Source organism: Chryseobacterium sp. NRRL B-14798 (genome assembly GCF_050470705.1).
GTDB classification, from domain to species: domain Bacteria; phylum Bacteroidota; class Bacteroidia; order Flavobacteriales; family Weeksellaceae; genus Chryseobacterium; species Chryseobacterium cupriresistens.
This window is the reverse complement of record NZ_JBFLUL010000005.1, coordinates 1,376,686-1,394,157: the sequence shown is the minus strand read 5'-3', so window position 1 is coordinate 1,394,157 and position 17,472 is coordinate 1,376,686. Positions and strand designations below refer to the sequence as shown.

At 36.7% G+C, this 17,472-nt stretch carries 13 protein-coding genes; 2 read left to right on the top strand and 11 right to left on the bottom strand.

Translation table 11 applies throughout. The annotated features are described in order from the left end of the window. Positions 1-470 precede the first annotated feature (470 nt). From AB1278_RS06715 to AB1278_RS06670, 10 genes are all read right to left on the bottom strand, one after another. Positions 471-1,799, bottom strand: coding sequence for a hydroxymethylglutaryl-CoA synthase family protein (locus AB1278_RS06715; protein WP_202838894.1), 1,329 nt, complete (start codon positions 1,797-1,799; stop codon positions 471-473). A 169-nt stretch (positions 1,800-1,968) separates the two neighbouring features. Continuing rightward, positions 1,969-4,479, bottom strand: coding sequence for a M1 family metallopeptidase (locus AB1278_RS06710; RefSeq protein ID WP_343643649.1), 2,511 nt, complete (start codon positions 4,477-4,479; stop codon positions 1,969-1,971). Between the two features lie 25 nt (positions 4,480-4,504). Then, on the bottom strand, positions 4,505-4,723 hold the full coding sequence (locus AB1278_RS06705; protein ID WP_110010187.1) for a hypothetical protein: 219 nt from the start codon (positions 4,721-4,723) through the stop codon (positions 4,505-4,507). A 229-nt stretch (positions 4,724-4,952) separates the two neighbouring features. Continuing rightward, positions 4,953-5,747 (bottom strand): thymidylate synthase, encoded by a 795-nt coding sequence (locus AB1278_RS06700; protein WP_110010188.1) that lies wholly within the window; start codon positions 5,745-5,747, stop codon positions 4,953-4,955. A 137-nt stretch (positions 5,748-5,884) separates the two neighbouring features. Further along, positions 5,885-6,535, bottom strand: coding sequence for a hypothetical protein (locus AB1278_RS06695; protein WP_429813189.1), 651 nt, complete (start codon positions 6,533-6,535; stop codon positions 5,885-5,887). Between the two features lie 16 nt (positions 6,536-6,551). Next, positions 6,552-6,992, bottom strand: a complete 441-nt coding sequence (locus AB1278_RS06690) for a hypothetical protein (RefSeq protein WP_110010190.1) — start codon at positions 6,990-6,992, stop codon at positions 6,552-6,554. Positions 6,993-7,122: 130 nt separating this feature from the next. Next, positions 7,123-8,472 carry an alpha-amylase family glycosyl hydrolase gene (locus AB1278_RS06685; protein ID WP_202838892.1) on the bottom strand — a complete coding sequence of 450 codons (1,350 nt, stop codon included), beginning with the start codon at positions 8,470-8,472 and terminating at the stop codon, positions 7,123-7,125. Positions 8,473-8,764: 292 nt separating this feature from the next. Then, positions 8,765-9,364: an IS1096 element passenger TnpR family protein gene (locus tag AB1278_RS06680; RefSeq protein ID WP_137905915.1), complete on the bottom strand. Its 600-nt coding sequence runs from the start codon at positions 9,362-9,364 to the stop codon at positions 8,765-8,767. A 133-nt stretch (positions 9,365-9,497) separates the two neighbouring features. Continuing rightward, the gene (locus AB1278_RS06675; protein WP_110010193.1) at positions 9,498-10,529 is read right to left on the bottom strand and encodes a sensor histidine kinase; all 1,032 of its coding nucleotides are present in this window, start codon (positions 10,527-10,529) and stop codon (positions 9,498-9,500) included. Positions 10,530-10,577: 48 nt separating this feature from the next. Then, on the bottom strand, positions 10,578-11,252 hold the full coding sequence (locus AB1278_RS06670; RefSeq protein WP_002977493.1) for a response regulator: 675 nt from the start codon (positions 11,250-11,252) through the stop codon (positions 10,578-10,580). Between the two features lie 325 nt (positions 11,253-11,577). Between AB1278_RS06670 and AB1278_RS06665 the strand changes: the two genes are divergently transcribed. Beyond that, positions 11,578-14,367 carry a TonB-dependent receptor gene (locus AB1278_RS06665; protein ID WP_202838891.1) on the top strand — a complete coding sequence of 930 codons (2,790 nt, stop codon included), beginning with the start codon at positions 11,578-11,580 and terminating at the stop codon, positions 14,365-14,367. Positions 14,368-14,411: 44 nt separating this feature from the next. Next, positions 14,412-15,821 (top strand): hypothetical protein, encoded by a 1,410-nt coding sequence (locus tag AB1278_RS06660; RefSeq protein ID WP_202838890.1) that lies wholly within the window; start codon positions 14,412-14,414, stop codon positions 15,819-15,821. A gap of 379 nt (positions 15,822-16,200) precedes the next feature. Here AB1278_RS06660 and AB1278_RS06655 read toward each other — a convergent pair whose 3' ends face one another. Beyond that, entirely contained in the window at positions 16,201-17,439 is a 1,239-nt protein-coding gene (locus AB1278_RS06655; protein WP_429813181.1) for an amidohydrolase, read from the bottom strand. Positions 17,440-17,472 lie beyond the last annotated feature (33 nt).

Below are 17,472 nucleotides of genomic sequence, written 5' to 3'. Positions count from 1 at the left end.
TTTAAAAAATTAACAAAAAATAAGTCAATTTGTATATTAACGAAATTTTAATAAATTTTAAAATTAAAATCAATTTTCATTAATTTAAAATAAATGATTAAAAAAATAAACATTAATAACAAATTGTGAAGTAAAAAATACATATAAATAATTCACCAATTTAAAGAAAATGGAGTGAAAAACAGGCTTTCTTCTTAAATTTTATATAAAAAACAGCCTTCTGCCAACAGAGAATTCCTGTTTCAGAATTTTTTATTCATCATAACAATTAAAAAAACCGTTCATTTACTGTTTACTGAGTTCAAATGAATTGTAGAGAATTTCACACAGCATTTATTGTCGTTTTTTGACTGTCTCATTATTAAAATTACAAATAATCCAACTGTAAAATACCATAATATCTCTATAGATAAAAAAGTAAAGCATCCCGAAGTATGAGATGCTTTTATACAATTTTACTGAGAATATAGTTACTTCTGGTAATGATAGTATCTTGCTCCGATTAAAACAGGATTTTCTGTTTCAATAGAGACAAGTCCAAAGCCTTTGTAATTTTTATTTACAGAATCTTTCAGCTGCTTTCTGTGAAGCTTTTCATAGGTTTCAAAGTCCACAGCAGTTCTGCTGTTCAAATTTTCAAATAAATTCCATTTTTCTGCTACTTTTCGCCAGTTTCCGGATACCTTCCCGGCAAACACCTTTGATTTCGATCCGCTTCCATATCCCACAAAGCCAATTTCTTTTCCTGAAAGTTCTTCATTTTCATTAAAAGATGTCTGTAAAGCAGAAAGAAATGCCATAAAAATAGAAGCGGTGTACATATTCCCGATCTCAGAAGAAGCTCTCTGGGTCTTTTCTATCTTATCATTGATTAATTTCAGATAATTTTCTGATTTAGCGATTGCTTTCTGTTCATCAGCCGTTTCATAGGAAAGACCATTCTCCAGACTGTAGATTTCTGTGAAAACTCTTTTTCCGTGGAAGGCATAAGGAAGATGGAAGATAATATACTCCCAGTTTTCATATGGTCTATCCTGTCCTGTTAATTCTTTATAATGATAATAAGCTTCTTTTATTCTATCCTGATAGCATTGGTTAGAATATTGTCCGTCAAAAACAGGCTCATCTGTAAAAATTTCAATCTTTTCTGGATATGTTTCAGGAGCCCCATTCAAGTCTTCTTTTTTATATGATCTTCTGGGTTTGAAAAAATCAAAAACACTTTCTGAAGCAACTCCCCAATTATTTTCAATTTCAAGAAGGTCCGGTTTGGATGAAACCAAAAGGGCTACCGCGCCACCTCCCTGTGTATATTCTCCTGAAGAAGCCAATTCATATTTTGCATAATCACTGGCTATCACAACTGCTTTTTTATCAGGATTTACCCTCACAAAGTCCAGAGCATTGTGTAAAGCATCTACTCCCCCTACGCAGGCAAAAGTCATATCAAGCACATCACAGTTTCTGAAACATCTTGTTCCAAATTCTTCTTCCAATACTTTTTCTACCATTTGTACAGCATAGGAAGCTGTAGGTTTTGCCGCATCTACAGCACTTTCTGTTCCCAGATATACTCTTGCCATTTCCTCAGGGTTGATCTCATAATCTTTTATAAGCTTCAGTAACGCTTCTGCTGCAAAAGTGGCAGCGTCTTCGTGAACATCAGAAAGTCCCATTTTATGAAGACCCAGGCCTTTTTCCAATTTCGCCGGCTCTATCCCTCTTTTTTCTGCTAAATCCTTAATCTCCAAATATAAACCAGGCACATAATAACCCGCTGCTTCAATTCCAAAACTCATAATTGTCTAAATTTTAAACGAATTTATGAAAGATAATGCAAAAAACAGTGGTAAAAAATGCTAATTTTTGCAACATCATTAAAAACCAATGCGTTTTAAAATATAATACAGTAATCCAGAAACCTTTAACAGTAAAAGAAAGCCGGCATATTTGCCGGCTTTATCTATTTTACTTATAATTTTCAATTGCTTTATTGATGACATCAATCTGCTTGTTGATACTTGCGGCGTTTTGCGGATTCTGTTTCAGCAGTTCCATTTTTTTGCTCAAGCCATCTTTCAGCGTCTGAACCATCATCATTTTAGCCTGTGGATTGCCTGCCATTTGGTTTTTGGCATATCCTGCTATTTTAGTGACACTTTCAGTAGCTTTCAGGTTATCGGAAGTCATGATCCAGTTGAAACCGTCTTCTGCTGCTTTTCCCAATTCCGGATTCTGGAATTTAATGAATGGATAAAAAGTGGCAAGAGGTGCAATATTTTCTATCTGTGAAGTAATTCTGTTCTTTACAATAACAGGAAGCAATTGTGCCTGCAATTCTTCTGAAGCACCTTTCATATCAATTTTATCAGCAAGACTGTTTGCTCTTGACGGATCAATAGAAAGAAGCGCACCCATTGAACTTCCTTTTACTGCATTTGAAACAGCATTTACACCTTTTTCAAATAAAGGAAGGTATTTTTTATCTTTTGTTTTTCCTAAAGCCGTAATAGCTGCCGCTTGTACCAATGTTTTAGGATCATTGGAAGCCAGTTTTTCAACTTCAGCACCCAATGCTTTCATTTGTTCAGGATTAGTAAGGTCCATTAAGTTTAATGCTTTTTTTCTTACTCTGAAGAAAGGATCTTTTAATGCAGCAGCCAATAATTTTACAGATGCAGGGTTTTTCCCGGCCTGATCTTTAATTCCGTTTAGAGCCAGATATCTGCTTTTAAATTCCTTGGAGTTGGTAAACTGCATCAGATTCTGTTCCGGAGTTTTAGTATCCGTAATATCAGCAAGTAAAACTCCGTCTGCGTTGATATTGACAAGATCCGGTGTTTTAGAAACATCAAAACTGAATGTATTTTTTGCTTCTGCATTTACCCAGACATTATATCTTTTAGGTTTTCCATTGTCATAGACATCAATAGCCAGAGGAAATTCAAATGGTTTTTCCTGAGTTTGATTAATGGTTACGGCAACCTGTTTTTTTACCGGCTCAAAGGTGGATGAATAATTAATCTTTGGGTTTCCGCTTCCAAAATACCATTGATTAAAGAACCAGTTTAAGTCTTTCCCGGAAACTTTTTCAAAAGACAATCTTAATTGGTGGGCTTCAGCATTTTGGTATTCATTGGTTTTCAGATAATCATTCATTCCGGCAAAGAAGGCATCATCTCCAAGATAGTTTCTCAGCATATTTAAAATGCCACCTCCTTTCTGGTATGTTACAAGATCAAAAACATCTTCACGGGATTCGTAATTGAATCTCACCAGATTTTTATTAAAATCGGACGGATTATGAAGATAATTATTCACATCCGTCATCAGGTGATAATCTGCCTGGTCTTTTCCATATTTGTATTCATTCCAAAGGTATTCGGAATAGTTAGCAAAAGATTCATTGACGGTAAGGTTGCTCCAGCTTTCTGCCGTTACCAGATCTCCAAACCAATGATGGAACAGTTCATGGGCAATGGTATCTTCCCATGTATTTTCATCGATAAGCTGACCGGGTTTCTGAAGGATATCACTTCCATGAAGAGTGGCTGTGGTATTTTCCATTGCACCACTTACATAATCTCTTCCGGAAATCTGGGCATATTTCGCCCATGGATAGTCATAATTCAGCTTTTTGGAGAAAAAGTCGATCATTTCCGGAGTATTTCCGTAGATCTGTTTAGCATAAGGCTCGTATTCCTTTTCAATATAATAATCAACAGGAATGTTTTTCCATTTGTCTTTTACGATGGCATATTCTCCAACGCCCATAAAGAAAAGATAAGTAGAATGTCTCTTGTCCATCACCCAATGATCGGTTCTAAGTCCGTTGGATTCTTTTTTAGAATCTTTCATAAGACCGTTGGAAAGCGTTACATATTTATCAGGAACTGTCATAAAGATTTCCTGTGTTGTCTTTTGGTTGGGTTTATCAATAGTAGGAAACCATGCTGAAGAAGATTCTGTTTCTCCCTGTGTCCAGATTTGTGTTGGTGTGTTGGGATCTGTTCCCTGAGCGTTTATGAAATACAAACCCTTTGCATCATTGATTGCCATACTTCCCTGTTGTTTCACTTCATTCGGGCGGGAGGTATATTTGATGTAAACGGTATAATCCTGATTTCTCTGATAAGTTTTATCCAGCGTAATTTTTAGAACATCATCTTTGTATTCGTATTTTAAAGGAGACTTTTTACCGTTGTTATCAAGAGCCACTTCATGAATCAGCATTCCTTTTGCATCAAGGGTAAGCTCATTGGTGGCATAGAAGTAAGGTGAAGCGGTAAGCCATTCTTCCCCATTCATCTGTTCTTTCTGATAATCGAAATTCACTTTCAGTTTTGTGTGCTTAAGCTCCGTTACTTTCGTGTGGGTAGCTCTGTATACTTTTTCTCTTCCTGAAGTTTCGGTTTGTGCTGATACATTGGCGGAAAATAAAATTCCAAGTATAGCAATTGATAAAATAGCCTTTCTCATCGGTTTGCTTTATTATTTTTTAGAATTATTTTTTTATGATGATGTCGAAAATATCATTAACAAGGGTTTCATAGTCGCCCTTTTTAAGTTGTTCCTTCGTTTTTGCAAACGCTTTTTTGAGTTCACTTTCCGGATTTTCGTCATCCACTATTTCTGCGGATGCCACACCTTTCAGCTGAAGTACAGCATTCTTCAGTACTTCAATATCTGCATTTTCTTCAATATTAATTTTTAAATATTTCATAATCTGTTCTTAAGCATTTGACATTTATGATATATTGCCTCCCAACGGATCATCTTACAAAAGAAATCCGGTGAACGGGCATTGTTCTTCCAAATGTAAGAAACTATTGCCAAAAGAAAGCGTAGTAAAGGATTTATATTCTAATTCCCTGACTTATGACCACAGACAATATCATCTATTCACATGAAAGTAATAGAAGTAAATTTAAAAAATAAAAAGATATAAAAAATTAAATGGCTACAGGAGCTTTGATCCCCGGATGCGGATCATAATTTTCCAGCGTAAAGTCCTCGAAATCGAAATCAAAGATATTTTTAACGTCAGGATTTAATTTCATTGTAGGAAGTGATCGTGGTTCTCTTCCAAGCTGTCTGTTTACCTGTTCAAAATGATTGTTATAAATATGAACATCTCCAAAACTGTGAACATAATCCCCTACTTCAAGATCACATACCTGAGCTACCATCATCAGCAGCAATGCATAACTTGCAATATTGAACGGTACACCAAGGAAAACATCTGCACTTCTCTGATACAGCTGCAGCGATAATTTACCATCAGCTACGTAGAACTGGAACAAGGCATGACAAGGAGCCAAAGCCATGTTAGGAATTTCTGCAACATTCCATGCTGATACGATAAGTCTTCTGGAATCCGGATTTTTTTTGATCTGGTCAATTACTTCTGTAATCTGGTCTACTACTTTTCCGTCTGCTCCATTCCAGCTTCTCCATTGTGCACCATAAACAGGTCCCAGATTTCCATTTTCATCTGCCCATTCATCCCAGATGCTTACCCCGTTATCATTAAGATACTTAATATTGGTATCTCCTTTCAGGAACCAAAGCAACTCATAGATAATGGATTTCAAATGCACTTTTTTGGTCGTTACCAAGGGAAATCCTTTAGACAGATCATATCTCAGCTGATATCCGAAAACACTTCTTGTTCCGGTGCCTGTTCTATCTGTTTTATCAGTTCCGTTGTCTAAAATATGCTGTAAAAGGTCCAGGTAGTTTTGCATTTTGATAAGGAATTTATGGACCAAATTTAGTAAAAAAAAAGCATCCTGCCTATGGATACTTTTTATAAGAGATTTATGTTTTTTTCGATAAATGAATGTATAGACTACACTCTCAGCCAATTAAGACAACAGATGGATTACAATACAGAGACACTAATTTTTTCACTGTTTCCGTTAATGGATTTCAGCTGTCCGTTTCTGTTTTCGTCTATAAAACTATCAGTATAATAATCAAGACTCACAGGACCGAATTTTACAAGCTTTTTATACTTACTCTGATCAATCACGTCTTTTGCTCCATAATCTATCGCAATAGATCCTATCGTTTTCAGCTTGCCCATCTTGCTGTTATCTATGATATCATTAGGCCAATAATCTATAGCAAGATTTCCTATTTTCTTTACCTTACCTGCTTTTTCTTCAGTAAAGGCCGAATCTTCCCAATAGTCTACGGAAATATTCCCTAAACGTTTCAGCTTACCGGCTTTTTCCTTAGTGAAAGCAGAATCTTCCCAGTAATCTATTTTAACGTTTCCAATGCTTTTAAGTTTTCCATATTTCACTTTATCAAAAACCTGATCATCATAGTATTCCAGCTTGCCATTCAGGTCAGGAGCATTAAAATCAGCAATTGACCCGTCTGCATTAAGTGTAAACACAAAACCATCTACAGTAAATTTAACTGTTTCCAGATCATACGTTTTTGACGAAACGGAGGCACGAACCTGTGCATTGACCGCCAAACCTACCAATAAAAAGGCAAGGAAAAATAAATTTTTAATTTTCATATTATTTTAAAGATTATTACCAAATATGCTCAATATCCTGACTGATATTGTTGATGGTAAATGTCTCTCCCATTTTCTTGCCAAACATAGCCTTCACTAAAGGAGATTCTGCAGAAACCGTCATGATTTTCTGGTTCTCAACAATAATCTCTCCCATTGACGCCGCAACATAAAACATTCCTTTATTGGTTTTCACCAATGTTCCGTTCTGAACTTTTTCCGAAGGATCAGAAGTTATTTTCTGCAAAACAGCCTGTTGATTCAACACTTCATTGAGCTGCCTCTGCAGGTTATTGATTTCCTGCTGAAGCATTTCTCTTCCGGTTTCATATTTATCACCCATCGAGCTTTTGGTGTCATTGTTGGAAGCCCGTGTTTCTGCAATAAGATTTTCAAAATACCGGATTTTATCTGCGGCTTTTGCTTTAATGATATTGATTATTTCCTGTTTGTTCATTGGATGATCTTTTTTATTGCGGGCAGATAAACCACCCCGTCAAAATCATAGATTTTGACACCCCTCCAGCGGAGGGGAATTAGGTACTGCTTAGTGACTATGCATTAAGATAAAGCCAAAGATTTAAATATTACTTTTCAAATACGGCAAAATCAGATACCTTAAAACTAAAATCTTTTCCATTGCTGAAATCTCTTTTGGTTTTATCAAAAACATTTCTGAAGGTTCCGGACAGATGTTCGTCTTCAATGGAGAAATTAAGCGGTTCTTTTGACATGTTCAGGACTACCAGCACTTCATCTTTCCCATTTTTCCTTACATAAGCAAGAATTTTATCATTGGCTGTCGTATTAAGAAGATAGGTGGTCACATTGGAATCACCTCCTCTTAATGCAGGATTTGATGTTTTTAAATCCAATAATGTTTTATAGAAATCTGCAGCCTGATAGGTATTGGTCCATTTGATAGCATCTTTTTCGAAAAATTCCAATCTCTTCATATTTGGAAGTTCCTGGCCGGAATATAATAACGGAATGCCATTCCATGTTGCAGAGAATACTGCCATAGGTTTTGTAATGACTCCGTATTTTTCATATTCTGTTCCGTTCCATGAGTTTTCATCGTGATTGGTGGTAAACCAGGCTCTCATTGAAGCGTCTCCGATATTGGAATATTGTCTCAGAAGATCTTTTAATTCCTGAAGAGGTTCATTATTTTTGTAATAGTCAGCAGATTTATGCATCCATTTCCAGGAATAACTGGCGTCGAAAACTTTACCGTACTCCGGACTTTCCAGTTCATCAAATTCTCCCAACCAGAAAAGAGGCTTTATTTTTTCCACTTCAGGACGTGCCTGTTCCCAGAAATCGACTTCTACCCATGAAGCAAGGTCACACCGGAAACCGTCGATATTGGTTTCCTGTACCCAGAACTTCATAGCATCAATCATTGCCTGGCGCATTTCCTGGTTTTTATAATCCAATTCAATAATATCATCCATTCCGGAAGCAATATGGAATTTTCCATCCGGATCTTTAAGATAAAATTCAGGATGTGTTTTTGTCCATAGATGATCCCAGCCGGTATGATTGGCTACCCAGTCGATGATGACTTTGAATCCTAACCTGTGAGCTTCATTCACCATATCTTTAAAATCCTGCAGGGTTCCGAATTCAGGATTGATGGAAGTATAATCTGCTGCGGCATAAGGACTCCCCAGACTTCCCTTTTTATTTTGCCGGGCAATCGGAGTAACAGGCATAAACCAGAGTGTTTTTACTCCCATAGATTTCAGTCGGGGCATTTCTTTTGCAAATGCTTTGAAAGTTCCTTCCTGAGTGTATTGTCTTATGTTTACTTCGTAAATATTTGTATTATGTTTCCAATCTTTTGGCAGTTCTGTCATCTTCCGGATTTTTTTTTGAGTGGTACAGGAAACAATTCCCAGACCAATTACAGCTAACAAAATTATTTTTTTCATTAAACTATTTTTAACAAAAGTAAGGATTGTTTTTGGAGAAAAAGGATAAGTAGTATTTAGACTTATAAAAAATGCTGGATCTATTAAAACCATTAAGAAGGATTTAAGAAATAAAGTCTAGTTAAGATGAATCATTCTGATTTTTAAGCTTAAAGCGAAGCTTATATTAACAACTTAATACCAATATTAATGTTTCAAAATAAAAATTTAAAGAAATTCTGTAAAAAAAGCATAAGTAAAACTCCATAAAAAAGCCCCGGATTAAAATCCAGGGCTGAGATATTTTTGTTGACTATCTTTCATCATCATTGTCATCTTCCTCATCAAAGACATCGTCATTGTAGTCTTCTTCTTCCTCATCATCAAAGCTGTCATCATCTTCATCTGAAAAGTTTCCTCCCGCTACGAAATCATCATCAAAACCGAACTCATCATCTACCAATGGCATTGCTGATTTCTTTTTGCCACCTCCGGCACTTCCGTTTTTGCTGGGAGCTTTTAATGGAACATTTCCAAATCGGTATACGGTGATCGGATAGTTCACGCCTTTTGTTTCTTCAATTACTTCCACAAGCTCGCAGAAGAATTCCCAAAGATCAAGAAGTCCATACTGGAATTGCGCTTTGTCACCTACATTTTCAAAAGCTTCATCAATGTAAACATCTGACATGATCTCACCATCACCATCATCACTCATATCTTCCAATGGGACACTTTTTACGATCGTTCCGTCATCTTCCAACAGATTAAAAGTAGAAAGTTCATCTCCCTGCAGACTGAATGCACTTTTAATTCCTAAATGTAAGTTCCATAACGTTTGTTTTCCCTTAACTTCGACATCACGGAAAATATCCTCTTTCGCATCTAATATTACGCGGATTTTGTAAACCATATCAGTTTCTTAAATTACTTTTTGCCTTTATAATTATGATAAATCTCTGTTGCAAATATATAATAAATGACATGTGACAAAAAAATATTTCAGGATTTTTTAAAATATTTTTTTTTCTTACATTTTGCCGGAATTATTTACTTTTTTCAAGCATAAAACTGAACTTCGTCCCTTCAAGGTAAACGCTTTCTACCGTAATGTTTTCGTTGTGAGCTTCAAGGATGTGTTTTACAATAGCCAGACCAAGTCCGGAGCCGCCTTCTCTTCTGCTTCTGCTGGTTTCCACACGATAAAATCTTTCGAAGATTCTTGGAAGAATTTCAGATTTGATACCCATTCCATTGTCTATCACTTCGATCAGAACCTTATTTTTAAGGACACTGGTTTTTACGATCACTTTTGCTTCCTGCCTGTTGGCATAATGAATAGCATTGGAAATCAGATTAATAAAAACCTGGGAGATTTTCTGTTTATCGGCTTCCACAAAAATCTGCGGATGAAGGGTCTGAATTTGTAATGTTGTATTTCGTTTTTCAGCTTCAAGATCAAGAAGGTCAAAAATCTCTTTGATCAGAAGATTCACATCGAATTTTGAAACGGTAAGATTGATTTCACCGGCTTCCAGCCTGTTAATCATATCAAGATCTGTCACAATAGCGATCAGTCTTTCTACCGATTTATCAATTCTCTCCAGATATTTGTCACGGATTGTAAGATTATCCACGCCGCCGTCTCTTAGGGTTTCTACATATCCTTGGATAGAAAAAAGAGGAGTCTTCAGCTCATGGGAAACATTTCCGATGTATTCTTTACGGTAACTTTCCATCTCTTTCATCATATCAATTTCGGAAGCTCTCTGCTGATTAAGGTCTGAAAATCTTTCTCCCAATTCTTTAATGGTTATATTTTCATCATTATCATGAACCATTTCCTGAGGAAGGATTCCGGAAAGTCCTTTCACCTGCTTTCTTCCGTAATAATTAAAGAGCAGCTCCAGCACCACACAGTTGATCATAAAGATCAGGATAATACAGATGAAAAGACCCGTTTTGAACAAAGGGGTCTCATAATAGATATCTTTCAGCGAATCGAATACGACTACTAAAAGGAGCATTACCAGTGTCAGCAGACAGGAGGCAACGAGGGTAAGTCTGTAAAATTTCAATTTTACAACGTTTTAATGATTGAACGTAAAGTTAGGATTTTTAAATAATTAAACGATCAGTTTATACCCAATCCCTTTCAATGTCTGAATCGTATTGATTCCCAGTTTTTCTCTTAGTCTTCTGATGTGAACATCAATGGTTCTTTCTCCTACGATCACATCATTACCCCAAACTTTTTCCAGGATCTCTTCTCTTTTGAAAACCTTCTCCGTATTGGAAGCCAAAAGGTAAAGCAAATCAAATTCTTTTTTAGGAAGAAGAAATTGCTGTCCGCTCTTGGAAACCCTGAAGTTATCTTTGTCGATAACAAGGTCTCCGATTTCGATGAGTTTAGCATTGTCAGACACCTGAGAGGTCAGCTGTAATAATGCATTCACTTTAGAGATAAGGATTTTTGGTTTGATCAGTTTTACAATGTAATCATTAGCACCCGCCTGAAAACCTGCTAATTGAGAAAACTCTTCGCTTCTTGCAGAAAGGAACACGATAAGTGTTTTTTGCAGTTCTTTCACTTTACGAAGTTCCTGACAGGTTTCTATACCATCTTTTTCAGGCATCATGACATCTAATAAGATAAGATCCGGAACAATTTCCTTTGCTTTTTCTATACCTTCGTTACCATTGGTAGCGGTATAGATATCATACCCTTCTTTTTCCAAATTGTAAGACAGAATCTCTAAAATGTCCAGTTCATCGTCTATTAAAAGAATTTTTTTGCTCATCTTCTAGTTTAAGAATTCCCACAAAATTAATTATTTCAATTGATTTCATCTATCCGCCAAATGTTAACTAATTATTAAAAAATTACATTTTACACATTAATTACAAAATCAATAAAAAAATCAATAAATAAATATACACAAATCAAATATAAGGAATAATAATTAACATTAAAACAAAAATTATAATTATATAAATTAAACATCGATAAGTATAAAATATGTTCTTTCGTTAATACAAACTTCATAATTAATTAAGATTCTCCTAAAGTTTTCTTAAAAACTTAGCCTTTATTTTGCCCTTGAAAAAGAAGTAAAAGAAGTAATAATGAAAAAACAACTCCACAAGAGCATCATGCTACTTGCCTTGTTTTCTGCTGGCTATGCTTTTGCACAAAGTCAGATTTTGGAAGGTAGGGTATTGGACGAGAAAGATAATACTCCAATAGAAGGTGTAAAGGTAAAAGTAAATGGTCAGGAAGTAACCACTGACATTTCCGGATACTACTCTATCAACCTTTCCCCTGGCACCAATTACATTGTAACCGTAAGTTCCAACGGGTATAACAGAAAAGAGATCAGTGAAGTTATTATCAAAAATGAAGGTAACACCCATCTTGATATCGTTCTGGATAAGCCCTCTACCAAAGAGAAAGAAATTGAGGGAGTTGTCATAAAATCAAACGCAAGAAAAGAAACCATAGCCTCTACCATCGGTTTACAAAAGAATGCCGGTGTAGTTTCTCAGGTTATCGGTGTTGAAGCGATTAAAAGAAGTCCGGACAGAAACACCGGTGAAGTTCTGAAAAGAGTTTCAGGGGTGAGTTTATTCGACGGAAAATATATTGTAGTAAGAGGTTTATCAGACCGTTATAACCAGGCCATGCTGAACGGTATTCAGTTATCCAGTACGGAGCCTGACAGAAAGACTTTCTCTTTTGATCTTTTCCCTGCTAACGTTATCGAAACCCTTGTTATCAACAAAACGTTCATTCCGGAATATACAGGAGAATGGGGAGGTGCTTTGATTCAGGTAAATACGAAGGATATTCCTAATAAAAACTTCTTCAATGTACAGGTAGGTGTAGGTGGAAACACTGCTACTATGGGACAGGAATTCCATATGCAGAAAGGAGGAAAATGGGACTTTTTAGGAATTGATGACGGTTACAGAAAACTTCCTACCAATATGCCTGCGAAAAATGCTTTCAGTATTCTGACTGAAGCACAAAAAACAGAGATTGGTAAAGGATATACCAAGAATCTGGGATACAACAGCATTGGTTATCCTGAAAACTTAAGTTTACAATTAGACGGAGGTTTCAACACGAAAGTATTCGGAAAAGATTTAGGAGTAATTGCTGTTTTAAACTATAGTAACAACAAAAGAAGAACCGAATCTACCAACCGTTTCTTTACTATCAACGACCAGCTTGCTGATACCAACTTCGATTATTTTACAGAAAAATACAGCAATGATATTATTTTAGGAGGGATGTTGAACCTTTCTTTAAAGCTGAACAACAATAATAAAATCTCCTTAAAGAATATCATCACCAACAATACGGTAAATCACATGTCCTTCAGAACAGGAAAGGACTTTGAATTTGATCCGATCAACGGTACCAATATCATGGCAAGGGAAATTGGATTTAAAGAAACAACTTTCTATAACTCTACCCTTTCCGGTAATCATAAAATTGATGTACTTGGCGGATTGACCGTGAACTGGTACGGAAGTTTCGGAATCCTTGATCAATACATTCCTTTGCTGCAGCGTTTACAGTATAACCAATATACGAATATGCCGGGAAGCCCTTATTTAGCATTAATTTCTAATGGTCTTTCTCAAAAATCAGGAAGTGTATTCTACTCCACCCTAAGCGACTATTTATATAATGCAGGAGGTGATGTTTCCAAGACGTTTACGATGTTTGGACAAAAACAAACGATCAAAGGAGGTTATTTATTCCAGGTAAAAGACAGAATATACAACTCAAGACCATTCTCTGTAAGGCTTGAAAACTTCAATCAGGGATTACTTTCCCAGCCTTTTGAAACCATCTTCAATCCTGGTAACTTCGGAACTAACGGTGGATTCACATTTGATGAAATTGCAGGAAACCAGTACAGATATATTGCCAACACCATCCTTAACGCAGGATACTTACAGTTTGACAATAACTTCACACCATGGTTAAGAGCTGTCTGGGGATTAAGAGTGGAGAACTTTGACCAGTTGGTAGGAAGCACGAAGAAAAGCGATGACCGTTTTGTAAACACTCGTGTTACAGATTTCTTACCTGCTGTGAACTTAACATTCAAGGTAAATCCTAAAATGAATATCCGTCTTGCAGGTTCGCAAACTGTTGTAAGACCGGAATTCAGAGAGGTTTCTCCTTTGGCATATTATGATTTTGACCTTGGAGCAACTGTAATCGGTAACAAATCTATCGAAAGAACCAAAATTACGAGTGCCGACCTTCGCTGGGAATTCTACCCAAGAAACGGGGAAATTATTTCCGTGGCAGGTTTCTATAAAAACTTTAAAAAACCGATCGAATTATACTTCAACCAGTCAGGGGTAGGAACGAGTAACACCTTCAACTATCTTAACGTAGATAAAGCTGATGCTTATGGATTGGAAGTGGAAGCCAGAAAAAAACTGGATTTTGTAAGCGCTCTTAAAAACTTTACGCTGGGTGGAAACGTAGCACTAATTAAAAACAGAGTAACAGACGAAGCGACTAACATAGACAGACCAATGCAGGGGCAATCTCCATACACGGTCAATTTAAGTCTTCAGTATGATACTGAAAAATCAGGATGGTCTTCAACGCTATTGTTCAACATGATCGGAAGAAGAATCCTTTATGTAGGAAACGATCAGGTTCCACCAATCTGGGAAGCACCAAGACCTCTTTTAGATTTCCAGCTTTCTAAAAAATTATGGAGCAACAAAGGAGAGATCAAGCTGAATGTTTCAGACATCCTGAACCGTCGTGCGAAATTCTACCATGACCTGAACGACAATGGCAAGTATGACAGCAAAGATGCTCTTGCTATTGAAAGACTTACAGGAACCAATATCAGTTTAACACTGGGATACAATTTTTAATTCACTCAACAAATAATCTAATAAATAATTTAATTCTTTATAACATGAAAAAGTTCGTTTTATATTCTTTAATGCTTGGCGCTCTAGTATCAACTACCGCATGTAGAAATATAGAAGAAGATGGACCTACCATTATTCAAAATGGAGGTAACGGAAACGGAGAAACTGAAAACCTTATTCTTTCAGGAAAAATCACTTCCAATACTACACTTAAAGCCAATAAAATCTATAAGCTGAGAGGACTGGTATATGTAACTAACGGAGCTACTTTAACGATCGAGCCAGGTACAAAGATTGTAGGTGAAGCTGATAAAAACGGAGCTTTGATCATTACAAGAGGAAGTAAAATCATGGCAGAAGGTACTGCTGCCAACCCTATTATTTTCACTTCAGAAAAACCAAGTCCTAAAAGAGGAGACTGGGCAGGTTTAGTTATTTTAGGAAATGCTCCTACCAATGCATCTTTCGGAGGTGCAAACGGAGTTGGAGAAATTGAAGGAGGAATCAACAACTCTGAAGGTCTTGGACTTTATGGCGGAACCAACGCTGCGGACAACAGTGGTGTATTAAAATATGTAAGAATAGAATATGCAGGATATGCATTTTTACCAGATAAAGAGGTTAACGGACTTACATTCGGTGGTGTAGGTAACGGAACTACAGTAGATTATGTAGAGGTTGCTTATGCTAACGATGACAGTTTTGAGTGGTTCGGAGGAACAGTAAACTGTTCTCACCTTATTTCTTACAAAGGTCTTGATGACGATTTCGATACTGACAACGGGTATTCAGGAAAGGTACAGTTTGGTATCGCAGTAAGAGATTCTCAGGTAGCAGACGTTTCAGGTTCTAATGCATTTGAATCTGATAATGATGCCAACGGTTCTACTTTAGCCCCTCAGACATCCGCTACGTTCTCTAACATGACGATTATCGGGCCAATCAACTCTGCAAATCCTGGATCAATCAATGCGTTATTCCAGAATGCACTACAGATCAGAAGAAACTCTTCTATCTCTGTATTCAACTCTGTATTCACAGGGTTCCCGGTTGGTTTATTCATCGATGCTACAAAAGGTTCTCCAACAGATAACAATATTGTTGGTAACAAATTATTCTTCGAAAACAACATATTGGCCGGAACTACAACTCCTTTAAAATTCGGGCCATCAACTTCTACTCCGACAACATATACTTTAGCTGACCTTACTACATGGTTCAATGCTAAAGGAAACACCATCCTTGCTTCTACAGCTGATGTAAAACTTGCCGGTGCTTGGGCTCCTGCAGGAACTACTCCAAACTTTACCCCTACTTCAGGTTCTCCATTATTAACAGGTGGAGCATTTACAAACGCTAAATTAGCAACCTGGTTTACGCAGGTTACTTACAGAGGTGCTGTAAAAGATGCTACGGATACATGGTATGCAGGATGGACTAACTTTAACTTATAACATCATCATATAAGTACCTAGATTTAATTTCAAATAGAGGCCTCCGGAAGTAATTTCCGGGGGCTTTTTTTATCGTTATTACGGGATATTACAAATAGTAGGAATTTTGAATATGAATAGATGTTCACATTGTAAAACATATAAAGGGAATATGAACAGTAATTTTGGGGTTTGAATACAGATATTCTTTCATAAGTTTTGCTAAAGCCTGAGGTATATTTTTTTCCATTCAAACGGGCTAAAGCCCGTTCCTATTGATAAAGAAGAACCCCGAAACCCGAATCCCGAAACTCATAACTCATAATTCAAAAAAAGCCACCAGAAAAGCTTCCGATGGCAGTTACAAAAAACAAGTGTATAAAAATATATATACTTCACATTAATTTCTCCAAAATAAATTCCCGTCATTCATCAGGGCTTTTATTTCAGACATTCTGGAAACAGCTTCTGCAGAGCATGAAGCATCTGTCAGAACAATTGCTGCTTCATCACCGGCTTTTGGCCATTGCTGCTTTCCTTTTTCGTCCAGAGGAAGAATGGCTTGAGTCGCAAACTGCAAAGCTCTTGAAAGGGCATATTCTGTAGTATAACCGTACAGTTCAGCAATAAGATTCGCTTTCTGCAGCATACTTCCGGAACCGAACGTACTCCAGTAATCCTGTACATTGTCGTTTCCAATCAATACGTTTACTCCGTATTTTTTCAGGGTTGGAATAGGCATTACTTTTCCTTTAAAAGGTACGGAAGAAGCGATTCCTACTTTTCCGGCAGCCAGTCTTTCTGCAATCTGTTCAGTTTCTTTAGGAGAAAGATGAGCTAAAGCAAATGCATGGCTTACAAACGTTTTTCCCTGAAGTGCAGGGTTTTCCATCGCTTTATCAATCAGATAACTGATGGTTTTCATTCCAGACTCTCCTGCTTCGTGCAGGTGAATATCAATTCCTTTGTTGTGATCTAAAGCCAGCTGAACGGTAAAATCCATTACTTTCTCAATACTTCCATCAATACTTAAAGGATCCAGCCCACCAATGAATTCTACACTTTTCAACTGTGCTGCTTCTTTCATCAACGGAGCAGATTCCGTATAATACACTCCATGCTGCGGGAAGGCCACCAGTTCAGCTTTGAAAGAATCTTTTTTATTATTAAGAGCCTGCTCAAGATGTTCCAGGGATTTCAGTCCAGAGGTAGGATCAATATTGAAATGCGTTCTTACAAAATGCGTTCCGTAATGCTGTTGTAAACTGATCAGCTGTTCTGCCCTGCTTACCGAAGTCTTCAACAATTCAGGAATGATTTCCTGTTCATAGGCGATCATATCTTTCACTGTTTTTCTTTTCGGAGAAAGGGCCTGCCATGGAAGACCATATAACGTTTTATCCAGATGAATGTGCATATCCCTGAATGCGGGAAGCATCAGGTATCCTTTAGCATCGATTGCATTGGAAGCCGGATCATTGGCTTTTACTGTTTTTATTTTTCCATCTTCAATTTCAATACTGAAAAGGCCTGTTTTTGTTCCGGTAACCTCTTCTTTTTCGTATTCAAAACCCGTTTCCAGACGGACATTTTTCAGGGAATAGTTTCCTTTTGCAGTTAATTGATAGGGAAATTTCATGATTTAAAATTTAACAATACAAAATTAAGCCGG